Genomic DNA, 19,300 nt, shown 5'->3' on the forward strand with positions numbered 1-19,300 from the left:
TAAAAAACCAGCTCAGGCTGGTTTTTTTTCGCCCTGCGCCAGGACTTTTTTCTCGCTGCGGCTGCCAAGCCAGATGCCGCTGGTTTTCATGGCGAAACCAAACAGCAAGCCTAACAATAAGGAAGGCACAATCACTTTCCAGTCCCCCTGCCCTGCAAAAGTGGCGCAGGCACCAATAAAAGTGCCCGGCACAAACGAGAGCAGCAGGTGCTTTGCCTGAACGCACATCAAAAACGCGACCACGCCGGTAATCACATAACCGAGCAGAGAAAATTGCGGTGCCAGGGCGCTGGTATGAATAATGATCTGCGCCCACAGCACGCCGCTGCACAGTGTGCAGGCCGTCATTAACAGGCCCTTAAAGCCGGTTTTTGGGCAGGCAAAATAAGCGGTGCACCCCAGGAAGCCCGCCCAGCTAATCAGACCGAGCGAAATCGCCACCCAGCCCCAGAGGCCGGAGAGGATACCTGTTGTCAGTGCCAAAGAAATGAGTATGTTCATGGCGGCATATCTTATCAGAAGCCCAGGCTACTGGTGAGATATGCCGCACATAATTTGCAATTTGAATATTGTCGTTACATTTATTTTGTGACGAATATCACTCCTCATCACCTTCTTCAGTTAACTCGTCCCACATTGCCAGTACGGCTTCGCGAGAAAGCTGGGCAAGCGTGCGCCAGAAAGCCGTGGTTGCGTTGGCTTCAACTTTACCAAAAAAGGTATCGCACCACGGCAGCAGATAGTCGGCAAACAACGCTTCCAGCGCCTCGCTCTCGTCATCTGCCGAATTATCTTCCAGCCAGGAAGCGGCCAGCAGCAACGTACCGATATGATCGGCCGGCGTTTCGCCCAGCGGCATGCCGCGGGTTTGCAAAAAGGCCCGGACATCTGCTTCACTTTTTTCTTGCTGCCACTGCGAACCATAGGGTGATACGCGGCATTCCTCGCCGACAAACAGCGCATCGTAGTCTGCGCTCAACGCGGGCAGGTCAACGCTTTTTTGCAATCGCGCCAGCAACGCGTCCTGCTCCAACGGCCAGTTCTGCGCCAGTTTGCCCTCATTAATCAGGGTAAAAATCGGAGCCATTACTGGATCGCTGGGGTGACGGTAATACAGGGAGCCCAGCAGGCGGCAAATAATAGAAAACTCGTTCATAAACATTCCATGGAGAGGTATTAGAAATCGGTAAATTCAGGGATAGGCGCTCTACCGCGCGACTCAAGGAAATTCAGAAAGCGGCGCGGCGTCACATTAAGGATCCGGTCTTCCGGGAAATCAACGGCACGGATGATTTTCAGGCTTTCATCGAAATTGCCGAGAGTAAACGCGGTATGAGAATCTGAACCCAGCGCCAGCCAGCCGCCAGCATCGCGTACGGCTGCGGCAATTTTCGTACAGTTGGCTTCGCTCCCCTTACGAGAATGTAAAAAGGACGAGTTATTGATTTCCAGCGCCACGTGATATTTCGCAGCGGCCTCGGCGATGGCATCAATATCCACCGGAAATTTCGGGTTACCGGGGTGGCTAATCATATGTACATCGCCGTTGGCCATGGCAGCGATCATCGCTTCGGTATGGGTATCGCGGTCCTGCGGTGGGAACACCGGCTCGTGGAAACCGGCGATGATAAAATCCAGCGCATCCAGCATCGGTCCGGTGCAGTCAATCTCGCCAGCGGTGTTTTTAATATTGGCTTCTATGCCGCGTAAAATCCCAACGCCATCCACCACGCGTGGCCAAATACGCATATTGATAAAGTGCCAGTGGTGCGGTGCATCCGCCATATCAGGGCCGTGATCGGTAATGGCAAACAGTTTGATGCCGTTTTGCTTTGCCGCGACGATATAGTCATGAAGGTTGCTGTAAGCGTGAGTACTGGCGACGGTATGCATATGCAGGTCAACGGGATACATGGTTTTCTCCTCTTGCGTTTTCACTAAGGATACCAGTTTCAGCGTTGAAGCTCACGAAATGCCCGGCGAGAGGCGCCGGGCGGGCTTTCAGTAGCCGCGTTTAAGGTCAACCTGACCTGCGGGGATCTCGCCGCGATCGAGGCTGGCAATGGTTTTGCTGATATATGCGATCGCTTCCAGAGGACGAGTCACTGCGGCGACATGCGGGGTAATGGTCACCCGAGGATGCGTCCAGAGCGGGCTGGACGCCGGCAACGGCTCGCGGCTGAAGACGTCCAGCATCGCCGCTTTGATTTTGCCGCTATTCAGCGCCGCCAGTAAATCGTCTTCCAGCAGGTGCACGCCGCGCGCCAGGTTGATGACATACGCATTATCCGCCAGTTTATTGAGCAGTTGCTGATTAATAATGCCGGCAGTTTCCGGCGTATTCGGCAGCAGGTTGATCAGCACGCGGGTGCCGGACAGAAACGCATCCAGTTCGCCCTGCCCTGCGAAGCTTTCTACGTGCGGATAGTTTTTACGGGTACGGCTCCAGCAACGCACCGGGAAATCCCATGCAACCAGGCTTTCCGCTACTTTGCCGCCCAGCACACCGGCGCCGAGGATACCGACGGTAAATTCTTCACGGGTATAGTCATCCAGCGGGTTCCAGATCCCCTCGCGCTGTTGCGCCTGATAATCATCGAAGCGTCGGAACCAGTGCAGCACCTGGCTCACGGCATACTCCTGCATTTGCAGCGCCATGCCGGTATCTTCAAGGCGGTACAGCGGAACCTCAGTTGGCAGCATGTCGGGATGTTTTTGAAGCTGGCTGAGGATGGAATCTACGCCCGCGCCCAGCGCGAAAACGGCTTTCAGCGTCGTGCGTCCGCTGAGCATTTCAACGGGTGGGTGCCACACCAGCGCATAATCCGCGGGGTCATTGTCACCGGGTTTCCACTCACGTACCCGGGCTTGCGGGAGCGCCTGGTGTAATTTCTCGAGCCAGAATGCCGTATCGAAGGTGGGGTGATAATAAATGATGTCCATAGTGTCTCCTCTTTTTATACCAGGATCGCGGCAAACCCGGTCAGATGCAAGTCGCATTGCCCTGAATTTCATCAATTTGCTGTTTTAAGAAGCAGGTTGCTTGAAGTTTGATTAAACACGCGCAATAACGCGAAAAGTTGATTGACGGCTTCGCGGGATTTCCCTACATTAGCGCCCGTCCCGGACAGAACGGGATGACAATATGGTGAGGTGTCCGAGTGGCTGAAGGAGCACGCCTGGAAAGTGTGTATACGGCAACGTATCGGGGGTTCGAATCCCCCCCTCACCGCCATATTTTGAAAAAAGCTCATACGCAAGTATGAGCTTTTTTCTTATCCGCTCCGTGTCGGGGGGATGAGAAGCCCCGAGCGGGGTTCAATCACTGGCGCAGCCAGTGGTACGGAATGGCCGCAGGGCGAGCGAAGCGAGTCAATCCCCCCCGACAGTTTACCCACCTCCCCGTTTACATCCTGCCTTGTTAAAACTTAACAACTCCGGCGCCGCGACATCCAACCCGATATCAATTAGTATGTTGTAACTAACATCGTAGCCTTACCCGAACACCACCCCAATCCCCCGCTCCACAAACGGCTTCACCAGTTCATCTTCCGTCTCTTTCACCACCACCAGCGTATTCACCAGCGATATATCACCAATCTCCCACGGTGAAGCGGTATTCATTTTTTCCGGAGACGCCATCACAATCGTTTCGGCCGCCCGTGCCGCAAGTGCGCGTTTAATACACGACTCTTCAAAATCGCCGGTCGTCAACCCCGCCTCGACATGCACGCCGGTTACGCCTAAAAAGCACACATCAGCATGAACTTTGGCTATCCCTTCCAGCGTGGCGGCTCCGACAGTCACAATTGAGTGCTTATAAAGCCGTCCACCTATCAGCACCACGTCAATATGGGGATGATCGCAAAGCCCCAGCGCAATTCCGGGGCTGTGTGTGACCACGGTGATGTTTAGATCCAGCGGCAGGCACTTCACCAGCTCACTTGTAGTGGTACCGCCGTCAATCAGCACCACCTGCCCCGGCATAATCAACTCCGCTGCCTTACGGGCGAGACGTTGTTTACTGTCCAGGGATAAATTTTTGCGTTCCGCAAAAGTGGCAATAGCCGCTGAAGCCGGTAATGCCCCACCGTGCACGCGCTGTAATAGCCCTTCCGTAGATAATTCTCGTAAATCCCGGCGGATAGTATCTTCTGATACGGCAAACGTTTCGCTTAATTGCTTAGAAAGCACCTGTCCCTGAGCCGCCAGCAATTCGAGTATTTTCTTTTTACGTTGAGGAGTGAGCATAAATCGCCTTCACGAGTTTGCACGAATACAATTGACTATGCACGAATGTGCGCGTTATTGTGCAACCTTACTGAGGGAGGTGGCAAAATGCAATCTGAACATTCGCGAGTTCGTCTTATAGACAGTAAAACGCTATCCGACGACTGGTATCTGCTAAAGAAATACACCTTCGATTTTTTACGCCGCGACGGCAGCTGGCAACGGCAAAACCGCGAAGCGTACGATCGGGGCAACGGCGCAACGGTGTTGCTGTATAACCGCGAAAAACGCAGCGTGATCCTGGTGCGTCAGTTCCGACTCCCGGCATTTCTCAACGATCATGATGGTTTTTTGCTGGAGGCCGCTGCCGGTCTGCTGGACAATCTTGACCCAGAAACGTGCATTAAAGCCGAAGCGGAAGAAGAAACCGGCTATCGGCTTGAAAACGTCCACAAAGTGTTTGAGGCGTTTATGAGCCCCGGGTCAGTCACCGAGAAACTGCACTTTTTTATCGCCGAATATCACGCCAACCAGTTCACCGGCACGGGAGGCGGTATTGAAGAGGAAGGTGAAGACGTCGAAACCGTTGAGCTGGGTTTTGATGACGCGCTAAGAGCGATTAAAGAGGGAAAAATCGTCGATGCCAAAACCATTATGCTGCTCCAGTACCTGGCGCTCGAAGGGGTGATGTGATCCGTAACGCCCTTATTATCAGGTGCGTTGCGATCCCATCACCGCTCAACGGTACTGTTGCCAAAACTGGGTTGGCGTAAGGTCGCCCAGTTTTTTTTGCGGCCAGTGCTGGTTGTACTGCCCGCAAAGCTGTTGCAGATACTCATCGAGGCTTTGCCGATCGCTGGCCGGGATTAATTCCGCTAAGCGGCATTCCAAATGCAGGGTGATATCGGTAGTTTCATCGGCACTGACGCACAGGGTTAATCCTTTTTCTGCGCACCATTCCTGGAGCGGGTAACCGTTCACCGCCCCCATGCCGAACAATTTTTTATTTTCAGTCTCAATAGATTGTATAGCACCCGGCGTAGCGCCCATCACATCTTCAAGCCAGTGCGTCACCAGCTGCGGCGATGCACCTGCGTAAGCGCGGGCCGCCAGCCATCCGCTCACCGCCTCTTCTGCCCACAACACGTGAAACTCACCGCCATCCTGCGGCAACAGGCTGATACGACAATAAAAAATTCGTAGGTGCCCCGGCAAAAAACCGCCCCTGACCGCTTTTTTACCGCGCATAATGCGCGCGCCTAACACGTTCATATGAGCGATGTCCGCCCGCCGCAGATAGCGATCCAGCCCCGCGCGGGACACGGGCTGTTGCATTCCAGAATTCACTATTGTGACCAGTTCATCCAGCGGGACGGTAAAGGTTTGTCTCAGCCAGTTGATCACGGCGCTTTGTTCTGGTCTCAGGACTTTGTGTATTGATTTCGGCGTGGTTGCCCGGTCCGTGGCATCGGTCCGCTTGCGCCAGCGGCGTACGGTAGAAACTGAAATACCTAGTTCCTGCGCCAGTTCCCGGTCACTTTTAGCGGATTCCTGAATATAACGACGCACACGGGGAGTCGTGGTCGCGTTGGCATGAAGTTTAATTTCCACACTAATTTTCCTGCTCAGAAAATAAATTATCGGTATCTAATCATATGAGACTAGTTATGGGTAGCGGGAATGTTGTGAAGTGACGCAAATTTATGCCAAACGGTTTCGCTGATAATCGCCGCATTCGGCAGAGGTAAAAACACGTGTTCATCATAAAAAATAATCACGGAGTACACCATGAGTAATGTCCTGGGATTTCTCGAAGCCAGACTGATGCCCCTGGCGGCAAAGGCGGCACAACAGCGCCATTTGTGCGCCATACGCGCCGCCTACGTGTCATTTATGCCCTTTATCATCGTCGGATCGGTGCTGCTGATCGTTTCATCGTTCCCAAATCAGCAGTATCAGCAGTTTATGACGCAAACCTTCGGTGCTACGTGGAGCAACATTGTTGAGATCCCCTTCAACGCCGTGTTTTCCACTATGTCGCTGTTTATCAGCTTCCTGGTCGCCTATCGCCTGGCAGAACACTATGAAGAGGACCGCGTATCCAGCGGCATCCTGGCGCTGGTGGCGTTTCTGATCCTGACGCCATTTATCAAAGTCGAAGCGTTGGGCAATATCACCGTGGTACCCACTGAGTGGATTGGCAGCAAAGGCCTGTTTGTCGCCATGATTGGTTCGCTGCTGTGGACCGAACTGTTCTGCTTTCTGAAGCGTAAAAATTGGGTGATCAAAATGCCCGAAGGCGTGCCGCCTGCGGTTCAGGAGTCTTTTGCGGCGCTGATCCCCGCGCTGACGGTGATCGTGCTGGTGCTGATTATCCGTATCGCTTTCGAACATACCTCGTTCAATACCATTCACCAGTTTATTTATCAGGTGGTTGCCACGCCGGTCCGCCATTTTGGCACGTCCTACATCGGCGCGCTGCTGACTGTGCTGTCGATTACTCTGCTGTGGTCGGTGGGCATTAACTCTGGCTCGATGGTAAACGGCATTATTCGCCCACTGTGGATGGAGAACCAGACCGATAACATCGCGGCCATTCAGGCAGGCGTCACCCCACCGCACATTATTACTGAACAGTTCTTCGACATGATCTGGATGGGCGGCGCGGGCGCCACGCTGTCGTTGGTCATCGCCATGCTGATTTTCGCGCGCAGTAAAAGTATGCGCGAAGTGGCGCGGCTGGGCGCGGGGGCGTCGGTGTTTAACATCAATGAGCCGATCCTGTTTGGCCTGCCGATCATCATGAACCCGATCATGCTGATCCCCTTCAACCTGGTGCCGCTGGTGCTGGTCACCGTGCAATACGTGGCGATGAAAATTGAGATGGTCGCGGTGACCACCGGCGTGTTTATTCCGTGGACGCTGCCGCCGGTGATTAGCGGGTTTATCGTCACCGGGCATATCAGCGGCAGCGTGATGCAAATTCTGAATCTTTTGATTGGCGCGATGCTTTATCTGCCTTTCCTGAGGATCGTTGATAAGCAGTACTGCGCGTCTGAAGCGCAGAAATAACACTGGAGACGGATATGTGGGGAATGATCGCAACGTGGCGTATGGCGCTGGAGGGCATTGTCCAGGCCAGCGATGCGCTAAAAAAAGGCGCGACGTCCGCCAGAGCGGTGGTCGATGCCGTTGCAGAGGTGGAGGATTTTCCCTTCTACAAATCGGTGGGCTACGGCGGTTTGCCGAACGAGCAGGGCGAAGTGGAACTGGATGCGGCGTTTATGGACGGCGATACCCTGGCCTTTGGCGCAGTGGGCAACCTGATCGACATCGCCAACCCGGTACGCGTCGCCCATGCCCTGAGCCGTCAGCGTTTTAACAGCCTGCTGGTGGGGGCGGGTGCCCGTGAATGGGCGTTGAGCGAAGGGTTTGCCGCCAAAACCATGCTGACCGAACGCGCCACCCAGCACTACCGCAAGCGCTGCCGGGAAACTATCGACCGGGGATTAAGCCCCTATGACGGTCATGACACGGTTGGCATGATCGGCCTGGATACCCAAGGTTCGATGAGCGTCGCCACCTCCACCAGCGGCCTGTTTATGAAACGCCGGGGCCGCCTGGGCGATTCACCGGTGATCGGCTCCGGTTTCTACTGCGACAGCCAGATCGGCGCAGCAACCGCCACCGGCGTGGGCGAAGACCTGATGAAAGGCTGCGTCAGCTATGAAATTGTCCGGCGTATGGAAGGCGGTATGTCGCCCCAGCGGGCGGCAGATTCGGTGGTGCTGGAGCTGGAAGACAAGTTGATGGCGCGTTTTGGCCGGGTGGGTGACCTGTCGGTGGTGTGCATGAACCGGGACGGCGAATTCGGTGCGGCCACCAATATTAAAACCTTTTCTTTTGTCGTCGCGAATGAACACCTTCCACCAACGGTTTATCTTGCCGACAGGCGTGATGGGCAAACGTGCTATACCGAGGCGGATGAACAATGGATGAACGATTACGCGGCGCGCATCCGCGCTCCCATCGGAGACCCTCACTATGATTAATTCCCTTCTGACCCACGGGTCGCTGGCGGCACGTGATGACATGCATCTGGTCACGTGGCCGGACAGTTCTTTATTACAAAATTGCGAGATCGGCGCAGCGCTAACAGAGGCGCTACGCCAGCAGGCAGCGCACAGCCTGGCAGATTGCGCCTTCGGCTGCGCGCCGTTTGGCCGGGTGACGGTCGTGCCTGAAAGCGACTGGCTGGATGGACTGACGCAAAAACTGGCGGCAGCGCTACGCGGTCTTTGCCGCAAAACTGCCTGTCCGCATCTGGTGCTGGATACCAGCCGCTGGGACATGGATGACAAAAAGCATCGCGCCATCGTGATTTCTTTGCTGCACAACCTGTTTAATCTGGAGTATCAGGTAAGCGATCTGGGATATAAAAAACCCGCCGATCGCGCCGTGCGCCTGAGCCACTTGACGCTCTGGTGTTTACCCCATCAGGAACATGCGCTGAGCGCCCTGCTTACCCAGACCGCCGCCTGCGCCAAAGGGATGATTGCCGCCCGGCGTCTTGCGGACCGGCCTTCCGAACATTGCACCCCTGCCTTTATGGTCAGCGATATTGTTCGCCAGGCCGAAGATTACCCGCAACTGCGCTGTGACGTGTTGGATGAGAACCAAATCCAGCAGCACGGCCTGGGCCTACTGCACGCGGTGGGCAAAGGGGCCAGTAACCCGCCCCGGCTGTTGGTTATTCATTATGACGGCTGCGACGAGGGGCCATTTGGCGTATACGTCGGCAAAGGCATCACCTTCGATACCGGCGGCTTATGGCTGAAGAGCGGCGAAGGCATGTACACCATGAAATATGACATGTGCGGTGCCGCCAATGTCTTTGGTCTGTTGGTAGCCACGGCGGAACTTAAGCTGCCGGTACGCCTGGTGGGTGTGCTGGCGCTGGCGGAAAACATGCCGGGGCCGGATGCAATGCGCCCCGGCGAGATTGCCACCAGCTATTCAGGCTTAAGCGTTGAAATTAACAACACCGATGCCGAAGGCCGCCTGGTACTGGCGGATGCCATCGCCTGGGCCGCCGCGCTGCGTAAAGAGCAGCAGCCCCCGCACTACATTATTGATATGGCCACACTTACCGGCGCGGTGGTGAAAGCGCTGGGTTATGACATCACCGGCCTGTGGAGCAACGATTCGGCGTTGACCCGCACCCTGTCGACGGCGGCGGAGCACAGCGGCGACAGCCTGTGGCCGATGCCGCTGGATGCCCGCTTTGCCCCGCAGGTGGAAAGCCGCATCGCTGATATCTGCAACACGCCGACCAACAACGCCGCCATTAGCACCTCCGCCGCCTGGTTCCTCAATCGTTTTTGCCCGGCAGAAATTCCCTGGGCGCATCTGGATATCAGCGGAACGGCGCTGTGGCGGGAACAGGGTTACAGTGTGGCGTCGGGCCGCCCTGTCCCCCTTTTAATTCAGCATTTGCTCGAAACGGGAGAAGTAAAATGAAAAAGATCCTTCTGGTATGCGACCTGGGGATGTCGACCAGCATGATGGTTAAGAAAATGCAGGACGAAGCAGAGAAGCGCGGGCTGGCGGTCGAGATCTGCGCTAAATCGGTGCGCGACTATAAAACCTGCGCCGCCGAATTTGACGTGGCGCTGCTGGGCCCGCAAATTCGCTATAAGCTGCCGGAGTGCGAAAAAATCGCCCAGCAGCACGGCAAGAAAATCGCCTGCATCGACATGATGGCGTACGGCACCATGAAAGGTGACAAAGTGCTCGATCAGGCGCTGGCGCTAATGGATGAGGCATAACATGGATCTTGAAAATGAGGTGATGGAACTGATTGCCAACTCCGGCTATGCCCGTAGTCTGGTTTTCCAGGCGATCCGCTGTGCCCGCGAGCAGCAGGACTTTGCCCAGGCACAAGACATGATGCACCAGGCCCAGGAAGCGCTGTCATCGGCGCATCACGTGCAAACCCGGCTGATTGAAATGGATGAAGGCAGCGGGAAGATCCCGGTGCATCTGGTGATGGTGCATGCCCAGGATCATTTAATGAATGCCATCATGCTGATGGAACTGGGCCAGGAAATTATCGCCTTACACCAAAAAATGGCGGCGTAAGCGTATCGCGCGCCGGGCCTGATGCTGTCAGGCCCGGCTGTTATTGCCTTAGTAATAGGTCCGTAAATATTCCGTCAGGCAGAGTATCGCCATCGCCTGCCCATACGGCATCGAGGTCTGTGGGATATTGCGATAAAACGCCAGATCGTGCCCCATGCCGGTACCAAACGACACCTGTTGAAGCTCACCGTCGTGGGAGATATGCCCGACGATCCCGGCAATCGCGTTTTCCGCCACCTCGGCATAGCGCTTCGGCAGATAGCGTTGCCGCACCCCCTTGAGGATCCCGTAGGCAAAACCCGCCGTGGCAGAGGCTTCAGTATACGAATGCGGATCGTCCAGCAGGGTATGCCACAGGCCACTTTCATCCTGGCATTTCGCCAGCGCTGCCACCTGGTTTTCCAGCACCTGCACCAGATAACGGCGCACCGCATTATTATCTGGCAGATCGACCAGTTCGAGAAAATCGGGGATCACAATGGTCAGCCAGCTATTGCCGCGCGCCCAGCGCGCATGGGCAAAATTATGCCGCCCCTGGTAATTCCAGCCGTGGAACCACAGCCCGGTTTCGCGATCCATCAGGTTCTGCACATGCAGCAGGAACTGATAAGTGGCCTCTTCGACGTATTCGGGCCGGTTGAGCAATTTGCCGATTTTAACCAGCGGCAGGACGGTCATCATCAGGGTGTCATCCCACATCTGCTGATGATTCTCCTCGGCGAGGGTGATGTGCTGCATGCCGCCATAATCGGTACGCGGCATCTGGTACATCGCCCACTCGGCCCAGGTTTCCAGCCAGGGGAGAAGTTCCGGGTTGCGCGTTTCCTCATAGCGGTAAGCCAGCGTCAAAAACGGGGCCATGGTATTCACGTTTTTGGTGGTTGCTCCTTCGGCGAAGCGGTCGGCAAACCAGGCGTCGATAATCTGGCACATCCCCGCATCGCCGGTCTGGTGGTAATACTGCCAGATACCGTATAGCCCGATGCCATGCGTCCACTCCCAGCCTGCCCAGCCTTTGGTATCAATAACCCGCCCGTCATCCAGTCGCAGCAAAAACTGGCCGGTCTCATCGTGAATATGAATCAGGTTATCGGTCACTTTATGGATCAGGGCTTTCAGCTCCTCGCGGGAAATGATGCGCTCGGGCTGGCGCAGCAGCGGGCTGTGTTTTACAGGATAAATAATCATTCGCTTAACCTTGTTGGGAAGTCAGAGTTCGCGCAGCGGCGGATTTGTTACGGTTCAGATAGCCGATGTCGTTATTGCCCCACAGCGCCTCATACGGCATACCCGCCAGCATTTCGATGGTTGTACGCGCCTGTGGGGTAATGGCTTCCGGCACCGGGCGATTGGCAAGGCGCATTTTCGCGGTTTCTTCACGCAGTACGCTGTGGGTGTGCAGATTGAGTTTGAAGCGCAGGGAAATCACGAAACCGCAGGCCAGCACAATCACCGTGCCGACACTCAAAATCAGCAGGATAGTCTGGCTAACGGCGGGCGGCTGGGTCGTCTGGCCGGAGACAAAGCCGGACATCTGCATCACGATCCCCACCAGCATTACCGCCCCCGCCTGCGATGCCTTGCGGGTCAGGGTCATAATCCCGGCGAAAATCCCTTCGCGCCGCTGCCCGGTGATCACTTCATCCACATCGGCGATATAGGTGTAGGTATTCCACGGCACATAGTTGATGCCGCCACGCCCCAGCCCGGCGACGCCGGATACCAGTAACAGCAGCGCAAACACATCGCTTAACCCCGCATACCACAGCACGCCGTAGGAAATGGCGCTCAGGCCGAACAGCACTACCACCACCCGGTAAGACGGTGCCGGGCCAAACTTGATGCACAGCGGGATCATGGCGATCACCGCGATAAACTGCATGATCGCCATCGCGCCCATCAGACTGGAGGCCAGCGATGCGCTCTGCATCAATACAAACACCACGTAATACGTAAACACGGCGTTGAACACGTCCTGGGCGATGTACCCTCCCAGATACATCCCCAGATGCTGGCGGAAAATTTTAATCCGCAGCGTTGAGGTTAATTCGATATTCAGCCGCTTCATGCTTTGCAGGAACGTCAGGCTTTTCTTTTCCTGCTCCGCGCGCAGCGCCGCTTCGGTCCACTCCGAGCGCGGCCGTTCCCAGGTAAAGCACCACACCAGAGTCAGTACGATGGCGCACAGGGTGGCGAATACCACGCTGGCGTAGAAAAAGGAGATGGCGTTGTCCTTACCGAAGATAGTTAACAGAATACCCGGCAGGAAGGCGGCGAGGATTGCCGAGAGTTGTGCCATCGAGATGCGCGCGCCGGAAAACTTGGTTTTCTGTTTGAAGTCATCGGTCATTTCCGGCACCAGCGTTTCATACGGCACCAGGATCATGGTGTAAACCACGTCGAAGATCAGGTAGGTCACCAGGTAATACCCGTAGCCCATGCCGCCCACCCACATAAAGGTGTAGCTAAACACCAGCGGGATACCCAGCAGGATAAAGAACTTACGTCGTCCAAAGCATTTGCCGAGCCAGGTCGAGCCGAAATTATCGGTTAAAAAGCCCATTAATGGGCTGACCACCGCATCCAGCACTCTTGCCATTGCGAAGATAAACGTCGCCTCAACCGGCGTCAGCCCACAGAAGGTGGTATAGAAGTACAGCAGCCAGGCGGCGGTGAGCGCGGTGGTCCCTGCTCCCAGGAAATCGCCTGAGCCATAAGCCAGATAATTTGCCAGTCCAATTTTACGTTTTGTCATTGCCGTCAACCCGTTACAAGGAATAAGGGAGATTGCAAGTCACGGCCCGGTGAGGGGTCTGCATGAAATCTTTCATGCCTAAAGTAAAATCAGCGCCGGTGGGAAACCTTTGTGTTTTCGCCACGATTTTACAAAAGGTGGCAATGACGTGAAGAACGCCCGTTTACATCGCGTTTTTGTGAAACAATGGTTCGTTTTTATCGGACAAGTGTATTGAAATGGACAGAGAAAAATAAAACCCGCCTGGGCGGGTTTTACATGATTTGGGGAAGAATGCCCTTAACGATAATTGACGATCACCTGGTTGGATCGCACTCGCAATACCGGGAACAGTTTACCGCCACCGGGGACTTCCCAGATAAAGCGCAAGGGTTCGCTGGCGGCGATGTTTGCGAAACCCTGGGTTGTCCCGCTCTGCCCTTCAATCGGCACACAGTGGTTTGCACTGCACAACCGCACCTGCAATCCAGCAGGCGTTGGGCCAGTAAGTTCATAGCGCCAGGCGACCAGCGTCATTAAACCGGATACCGGCTGCGAAGGAGCCAGCGGCGGTGATGAGACCGCCTGGCCGCGCCAGCCCAGCGTGGCCCCTACCGCGCTGCTCTGCCATGCGCCTTCTGCCGCGTGGGCAAACAGCGGCGCGAGTAACAATAATCCCGCCAGTACGCGCATTATTTACCTCCGATAATCGCCGTCATGCGGATGTTACGGTTCTCCGACAATTCCATATTAGAGAGCACCACCAGCTGCGACAGCGTTCGGCGCAAAAAGCGCGACAGCAGCGGGCGCAGCGCATGGTTTACCAGCAGCACCGGCGGCGCGCCCAGCATCTCCTGGCGCTGCAACGCTTCCTGCGCCTGCTCAAGCAGGCGATCCGCCAGCCCCGGCTCCAGCCCGCCACCGCCTTGTAAGGCCTGCAATAGCAAACGCTCCAGCGCGGTATCCAGGCCAATCACCTGCACTTCCCCGCTACCTGGGAACCACTGCTGAGTGATGGCGCGGCCCAGCGCCACGCGCACCACGGTGGTCAGTTCATGGGGATCGTTCTGCAACGGGGCATGTTCCGCCAGGGTTTCGATAATGGTGCGCATATCGCGGATCGGCACTTTTTCGGCCAGCAGGCTTTGCAGCACTTTATGCAGCGTAGTGAGGGTGATCACGCCTGGCACCAGATCTTCGGTCAGCTTCGGCATATCCTGTGTTACGCGGTCAAGCAGTTGCTGCGCTTCCTGACGGCCAAACAGCTCCGGCGCATACTGGCCGATAAGATGGTTAAGATGGGTCGCCACCACGGTACTGGCTTCCACCACGGTAAAGCCCTGGATCTGCGCCTGTTCTTTCAGGGCGCTTTCAATCCAGATTGCCGCCAGACCGAAAGCCGGATCGATGGTTTGCTCGCCCGGCAAGGTGCCTGCGGCGGTGCCAGGGTTGATCGCCAGCCAGCGTCCCGGATAGGCGTCGCCGCTGCCGATTTCCACGCCCTTCATCAGAATGCGATAGCGCGCCGGGGGCAGATCCATATTGTCGCGGATGTGCACTACCGGCGGCAGGAAGCCCATATCCTGGGCGAATTTCTTACGAATACTGCGGATGCGGCCCAGCAGTTCGCCGTCCTGCTGGAAATCCACCATCGGAATCAAGCGGTAGCCCACTTCCATTCCCAGCGGATCTTCCAGTTGGACGTCGCTCCAGGTGGCTTCCACCGCTTGCGGATTTTCTGGTTGTTTAACCTGTTGCGGCGCGGGAGCTTCGGCGGTTTCCCGACCGCGCATCCACCAGGCCAGGGCCAGCAGCGCCACGGTAAACAGCAGGAACACCAGGTTCGGCATGCCCGGCACCAGCCCCAGCAGCCCCAGAACGGCGGCGCTGAGTAGCATCACACGTGGATTGCTGAACAACTGGCCGACCATCTGCTCGCCGACATCCTGATCGGTGCTGACGCGGGTCACGATCACGCCTGCGGCGGTTGAAATCACCAGCGCCGGGATCTGCGCGACCAGACCGTCGCCGATAGTCAGCAGCGTGTAGCTCTCCGCCGCCTGTGCCATCGGCATGCCGTGCTGAATGACGCCAACCAGCAGGCCACCGACAATGTTAATCACCATAATCAGCAGCCCCGCCACGGCATCGCCGCGCACGAACTTACTGGCACCGTCCATCGAGCCGTAGAAATCGGCTTCCTGGGTCACTTCGGAACGGCGTTTTTTGGCTTCTTCTTCCCCGATAATGCCGGCGTTCAAGTCGGCGTCGATCGCCATCTGTTTACCGGGCATCCCGTCCAGTACGAAACGCGCCCCTACTTCTGCGATACGCCCGGCACCCTTGGTGATAACCATAAAGTTAATGATCACCAGGATGATAAACACCACGATACCCACCGCGAAGTTTCCACCCACCAGGAAGTGGCCGAAGGCTTCGACCACTTTACCCGCCGCCGCGCCGCCGGTATGGCCGTCCATCAGGATGATACGGGTGGAAGCAATGTTCAGCGCCAGGCGCAGCAAGGTGGTGAACAGCAGAATGGTCGGGAAAGCGGCAAATTCCAGGGTGCGCTGGGTGAACATCGCCACCAGCAGCACCATAATCGACAGTGCGATGTTGAAGGTAAACAGCAGGTCGAGGACGAATGCCGGCAACGGCAATACCATCATCGACAGGATCAGCATGATCAGAACCGGCCCGGCCAGAATCTGCCATTGGGTTGTTTTCAAATTGCTGGGCAGGCGCAGCATCGCCACCAGATTAGCCATCGGTGTCCTTCTCGTTCATAAAGTCCAGCGCCTCAGGCACCGGTAAGTTTTGCGGTTTTTTGGGGATCAGTCCGCCAGCCATGCGCCAGCGTTTGAGCTGCCATACCCAGGCCAGCACTTCCGCTACGGCGGCATACAGTTGGCCGGGGATCTGCTGACCGATTTCGGCGTGACGCCACAGCGCACGCGCCAGCGGCGGGGCTTCCAGCATCGGAATGCGGTGTTCATTGCCAATTTCGCGGATGCGTAACGCCACCAGGCCTGCGCCCTTCGCCAGCACCTTCGGCGCGCTCATTTTGTTTTCGTCGTATTTCAGCGCCACGGCGTAGTGCGTGGGGTTGGTCACGATCACATCTGCTTTGGGCACGTCCGACATCATGCGGCGGCGCGCGGCAGCGCGCTGCTGCTGGCGGATGCGCCCTTTCACGTGCGGGTCGCCTTCCTGGTCTTTAAATTCGTCGCGGATATCCTGGCGGGTCATGCGCAGTTTTTTGATATGGCTATAGATTTGCCAGAACACGTCAAACCCAACCATTGGGATCAGGCCCAGCACGATCAGCAGGCCGCACAGCGCCACCAGATTGAGGGAATTACTCAGAGCAGCGACAGGCGCTTCGCTGACCAGCCGCAGCATTTCGGGCCAGTTGTGCATCAGATACCAGGCCGTGACGCTGCCTACCAGCGTCGCCTTTAACACCGCCTTGACCAATTCCGCCAGCGCCTGAGAGGAAAACAGCCGTTTGATCCCGGCGATGGGGTTGAGTTTGCCGGGGTTAAACGCCAGGGATTTGGCGCTAAATAACACGCCGCCCAACATCATGGGCGCGGCGATCGCCACTAACACCAGGCCGACCAATAGGGGTAACAGCGCCAGCAGCGCCTGTTTGATCAGGCTGCTGATTTGGCTCACGATAAGTCCAGGGTCGTTGATAATACTGTGGTCGAAATGCAGGCCAGCCGTGAGCATCGCCGCCAGTTTGCGGGCGACAGGCTCCCCGCCGATCCACAGAATGCTGATCCCCACCAGCAGCATCAGCAGCGAGGTCAGTTCACGGGAACGGGGGATTTGCCCCTCTTCACGCGCCTTATCAAGTCGGTGGGGTGTGGGGGCTTCTGTTTTTTCCTGGTCGCTATCTTCAGCCACAATGGAGATTCCGTAATGTCATGCGTCCATTATGCGCAACGACACCCGGATTCAATCGCCGGAAAAGCGGAAGGAAACGCGAGGAATTCAGGATTTAAATTAAGTCATGCTTGTATTGCATGCACTGCGCCCGATGCAGAAAAAGTACTTCTTAGATCTGCGAGATTTACACTTTTAATATAATCAGCCAGAGCAAGAGCGTGTGGAGGGATTACCCAGCCATAACATTGGCCGGGTAACGTATCTCACTGGGTCTTTCTGATTTTATCTGCGTTCAGTTCTTCCCAGGACGCCTCAAGGATCCAGAGACACTGAGCGCCATCGTTCGTCGTCAGAAGTGCATGGCGTGTACGCTGATAAAATACCTCAACCTCTGCCGGTGTTTTCTCGGTCGGTGGCGAACAAACGATATCGGACCCAATCATATGCGGCCACTTACCAGCATCAATTCTGCGAAGGGTTTGTAGTGCGGCGGTCGGGTTATTCGACAGTGCCGTAGCCAGCGCATCCTCAAGCTCCTGTGCCTGCTTAACATCGGCAATTTTTGCCAGCGCCGGGGTCCGCTCTAACCAGCCCGCATCACCTGCTGCCACTTTTTGCAACGCTATGGGCCAGTCTATCTCGGCAGCAAATAGCGGAAGCGCCAACCCCGCCAGCAGTAGTACGGTCAGTCGCATCATCGGACAACCTCCAGATTCCCCCATCTCGTAATATTTTCCGACGTGTCGATAACGAAAGAATAATACAGCCCTCAGAAGCAAACCCCGCCGGACTATGAACACGCTCGCCATGTATACGAAAATCTGAGCGACCAAACGATTCCCCGGAGATTTGCTCCAGAATTATTGTCACCGGTCCCTTTGAAGTTGAGTGGCCGGCAATTTTATAGGTCCCACGTGGCAATGGACTAAGTCCCTTAACATGCTGGCGGTCGGGGTTGTTTTTATTGGTAAGTGCGCCGGAGTAGCCTGTCTCTACTAGCTTGCAGTCGTCATACATTTCCCCGGTCGACTGATGATAAGTCCACATATTGTTCTCCTTACGCAGTTAGGCGTTCGTTCCAACTATCTGAATGAATTATGTTGCCGTCTACATAACGCCAGGTGATTTTTTCATACAGTAGCTCAACCAGTTCCATATGATTATGCTTCTCATAGTTGGGGTCTTTAATGTCCATCATCATCGGGCAGACACTGACAATTTTCACGCCTTCCATGAGGGTGGAAAAATATTCCTCTTCCAGACCGGCATCGTTAATACGGTAATATTTTACCTCTGCTGATTTAAGTTTCTGACCTGTGGTCACAGCCTTATAAATATAAGGACTGGAAGCATCGACCTCCTTGTCGAATGAGAAGGGGAAATGAACGCGAAGGCTGGTTGCCTTGCCGTTGTGCTTATCAGTAGGTTGCATTACGCCATGATTGAGTCCGTTTATCTCAATGCTCCCTTCCGCCCCTGGATGTCGACAGAGCCTTTGATCTCTGCTCCGCCTTCATCTTTAAGCCATAAATACACAGGAATTGCCATTGTTTAAAACTCTATTTAAAACAGTAATTAAAACAGCCTGTTACATTCACCAGTAATGCTGTAGGCACACAGCAACGGCTAATTAACATACCGTTCGCTTTTAACGGCAACAGCGAATTTTTCTTAATTTGATAAGAATAAAAAAAAGGGAAAATAAGGCAGTGTCTTACTGTGCAATTTTCTACTAAAGCAATTTATCCCGGATTTTGCCGAATCAGTGACTGATCGCCTCCATTGCATGATTTTACTTTCAGTCCACCCTTGCTCAGTACTTCAGTCCTGCCCACTCGACATAACAGTCCTGTCCATATGCATTTGACGGGAAAATTGTACACACGTCACGTTTATTTAACTTTTTTACAGGTATTGTTTGTGAAAGCGATTCCACAACCCCCAGATTTAACAGGTTTACAGCCGATCTAAAGCACATTACCTGCAATACGTTGCAACAATTACCCACCCAAATGTGATCACCTTCGCAAAACAATTTTGCAACAGTTTTATCCATAACTATGACAGTAAAACACATAACTTTTTCAGGCGGTAACTCCTACATTCGTTAAGTCGCCTAAGAAGTGTCTTAAGGGAATGCATGAGTCACAGGGAAACTCTCATCCGGCATTTTATTTCCACTACACGCCTTGATTTTGTGAAGGGCTCACTTCGGCTTTGAAATCACATAACAGCGACTCACCCCTGTAACACAACGTGTTTACACCATTAACCCTATAACTTATGTCACCATTCAGA

The 19,300-nt window shown here is 55.1% G+C and carries 18 protein-coding genes, 1 tRNA gene and 2 pseudogenes; 7 read left to right on the top strand and 14 right to left on the bottom strand.

Going from position 1 to position 19,300, the window contains the following annotated elements; all coding sequences use genetic code 11:
- Positions 1-12: 12 nt before the first annotated feature.
- The 4 genes from RT120_RS11425 to ghrA form a co-directional block, all read right to left on the bottom strand.
- Positions 13-501: a DUF1097 domain-containing protein gene (locus RT120_RS11425; RefSeq protein ID WP_312982720.1), complete on the bottom strand. Its 489-nt coding sequence runs from the start codon at positions 499-501 to the stop codon at positions 13-15.
- A 97-nt stretch (positions 502-598) separates the two neighbouring features.
- Complete coding sequence (locus RT120_RS11430) at positions 599-1,156, bottom strand: molecular chaperone (RefSeq protein WP_312982721.1); 558 nt, start codon at positions 1,154-1,156, stop codon at positions 599-601.
- 20 nt (positions 1,157-1,176) lie between these two features.
- Positions 1,177-1,914: a phosphatase gene (locus RT120_RS11435; RefSeq protein ID WP_312982795.1), complete on the bottom strand. Its 738-nt coding sequence runs from the start codon at positions 1,912-1,914 to the stop codon at positions 1,177-1,179.
- An 87-nt stretch (positions 1,915-2,001) separates the two neighbouring features.
- Positions 2,002-2,943: a glyoxylate/hydroxypyruvate reductase GhrA gene (ghrA, locus tag RT120_RS11440; protein WP_312982723.1), complete on the bottom strand. Its 942-nt coding sequence runs from the start codon at positions 2,941-2,943 to the stop codon at positions 2,002-2,004.
- Between the two features lie 204 nt (positions 2,944-3,147).
- On the opposite strand from ghrA, the gene RT120_RS11445 reads away from it, so the two are divergent.
- Positions 3,148-3,235: transfer RNA gene (locus RT120_RS11445), tRNA-Ser, on the top strand.
- Positions 3,236-3,495: 260 nt separating this feature from the next.
- On the opposite strand, the gene RT120_RS11450 is transcribed toward RT120_RS11445, so the two are convergent.
- On the bottom strand, positions 3,496-4,251 hold the full coding sequence (locus tag RT120_RS11450) for a DeoR/GlpR family DNA-binding transcription regulator (RefSeq protein WP_312982725.1): 756 nt from the start codon (positions 4,249-4,251) through the stop codon (positions 3,496-3,498).
- Positions 4,252-4,338: 87 nt separating this feature from the next.
- On the opposite strand from RT120_RS11450, the gene RT120_RS11455 reads away from it, so the two are divergent.
- Entirely contained in the window at positions 4,339-4,923 is a 585-nt protein-coding gene (locus RT120_RS11455; protein WP_312982727.1) for an NUDIX domain-containing protein, read from the top strand.
- 45 nt (positions 4,924-4,968) lie between these two features.
- Here RT120_RS11455 and RT120_RS11460 read toward each other — a convergent pair whose 3' ends face one another.
- The gene (locus RT120_RS11460) at positions 4,969-5,841 is read right to left on the bottom strand and encodes a helix-turn-helix domain-containing protein (protein ID WP_312982728.1); all 873 of its coding nucleotides are present in this window, start codon (positions 5,839-5,841) and stop codon (positions 4,969-4,971) included.
- Positions 5,842-6,018: 177 nt separating this feature from the next.
- Between RT120_RS11460 and celB the strand changes: the two genes are divergently transcribed.
- From celB to RT120_RS11485, 5 genes are read left to right on the top strand one after another with little or no spacing between them, the layout of a single operon-like run.
- On the top strand, positions 6,019-7,302 hold the full coding sequence (celB, locus tag RT120_RS11465; protein ID WP_312982729.1) for a PTS cellobiose transporter subunit IIC: 1,284 nt from the start codon (positions 6,019-6,021) through the stop codon (positions 7,300-7,302).
- A 14-nt stretch (positions 7,303-7,316) separates the two neighbouring features.
- Positions 7,317-8,282 carry a N(4)-(beta-N-acetylglucosaminyl)-L-asparaginase gene (locus RT120_RS11470; protein WP_312982730.1) on the top strand — a complete coding sequence of 322 codons (966 nt, stop codon included), beginning with the start codon at positions 7,317-7,319 and terminating at the stop codon, positions 8,280-8,282.
- Positions 8,275-9,750, top strand: a complete 1,476-nt coding sequence (locus tag RT120_RS11475; RefSeq protein WP_312982732.1) for a leucyl aminopeptidase family protein — start codon at positions 8,275-8,277, stop codon at positions 9,748-9,750. The genes RT120_RS11470 and RT120_RS11475 overlap by 8 nt, the downstream gene beginning before the upstream one ends.
- Positions 9,747-10,058, top strand: coding sequence for a PTS sugar transporter subunit IIB (locus RT120_RS11480; RefSeq protein WP_312982734.1), 312 nt, complete (start codon positions 9,747-9,749; stop codon positions 10,056-10,058). Before RT120_RS11475 ends, RT120_RS11480 begins: the two co-directional genes overlap by 4 nt.
- Before the next feature lies 1 nt (position 10,059).
- A complete protein-coding gene (locus tag RT120_RS11485; protein WP_312982735.1) occupies positions 10,060-10,371 on the top strand; it encodes a PTS lactose/cellobiose transporter subunit IIA in 312 nt (103 codons plus the stop codon).
- Positions 10,372-10,419: 48 nt separating this feature from the next.
- Here RT120_RS11485 and RT120_RS11490 read toward each other — a convergent pair whose 3' ends face one another.
- From RT120_RS11490 to RT120_RS11525, 8 genes and pseudogenes are all read right to left on the bottom strand, one after another.
- Positions 10,420-11,559 (bottom strand): glycoside hydrolase family 88 protein, encoded by a 1,140-nt coding sequence (locus RT120_RS11490; RefSeq protein WP_312982736.1) that lies wholly within the window; start codon positions 11,557-11,559, stop codon positions 10,420-10,422.
- Between the two features lie 4 nt (positions 11,560-11,563).
- Positions 11,564-13,126, bottom strand: coding sequence for an MFS transporter (locus RT120_RS11495; RefSeq protein ID WP_312982738.1), 1,563 nt, complete (start codon positions 13,124-13,126; stop codon positions 11,564-11,566).
- Between the two features lie 279 nt (positions 13,127-13,405).
- Positions 13,406-13,798, bottom strand: a complete 393-nt coding sequence (locus RT120_RS11500; RefSeq protein ID WP_312982739.1) for a flagellar protein FlhE — start codon at positions 13,796-13,798, stop codon at positions 13,406-13,408.
- Complete coding sequence (flhA, locus tag RT120_RS11505) at positions 13,798-15,876, bottom strand: flagellar biosynthesis protein FlhA (RefSeq protein WP_312982740.1); 2,079 nt, start codon at positions 15,874-15,876, stop codon at positions 13,798-13,800. Before flhA ends, RT120_RS11500 begins: the two co-directional genes overlap by 1 nt.
- Positions 15,869-17,020, bottom strand: coding sequence for a flagellar biosynthesis protein FlhB (flhB, locus tag RT120_RS11510; RefSeq protein WP_312982742.1), 1,152 nt, complete (start codon positions 17,018-17,020; stop codon positions 15,869-15,871). Before flhB ends, flhA begins: the two co-directional genes overlap by 8 nt.
- Positions 17,021-17,265: 245 nt before the next feature.
- Positions 17,266-17,700 (bottom strand): hypothetical protein, encoded by a 435-nt coding sequence (locus RT120_RS11515; RefSeq protein WP_312982744.1) that lies wholly within the window; start codon positions 17,698-17,700, stop codon positions 17,266-17,268.
- Positions 17,697-18,049, bottom strand: a pseudogene (locus RT120_RS11520) (tlde1 domain-containing protein). Before RT120_RS11520 ends, RT120_RS11515 begins: the two are co-directional and overlap by 4 nt.
- A gap of 10 nt (positions 18,050-18,059) precedes the next feature.
- Positions 18,060-18,550, bottom strand: a pseudogene (locus RT120_RS11525) (Hcp family type VI secretion system effector).
- Positions 18,551-19,300: the final 750 nt, after the last annotated feature.

Origin of the sequence: Atlantibacter sp., assembly GCF_032062175.1 — a bacterium.
In the GTDB taxonomy this organism is placed as follows: Bacteria; Pseudomonadota; Gammaproteobacteria; order Enterobacterales; family Enterobacteriaceae; genus Atlantibacter.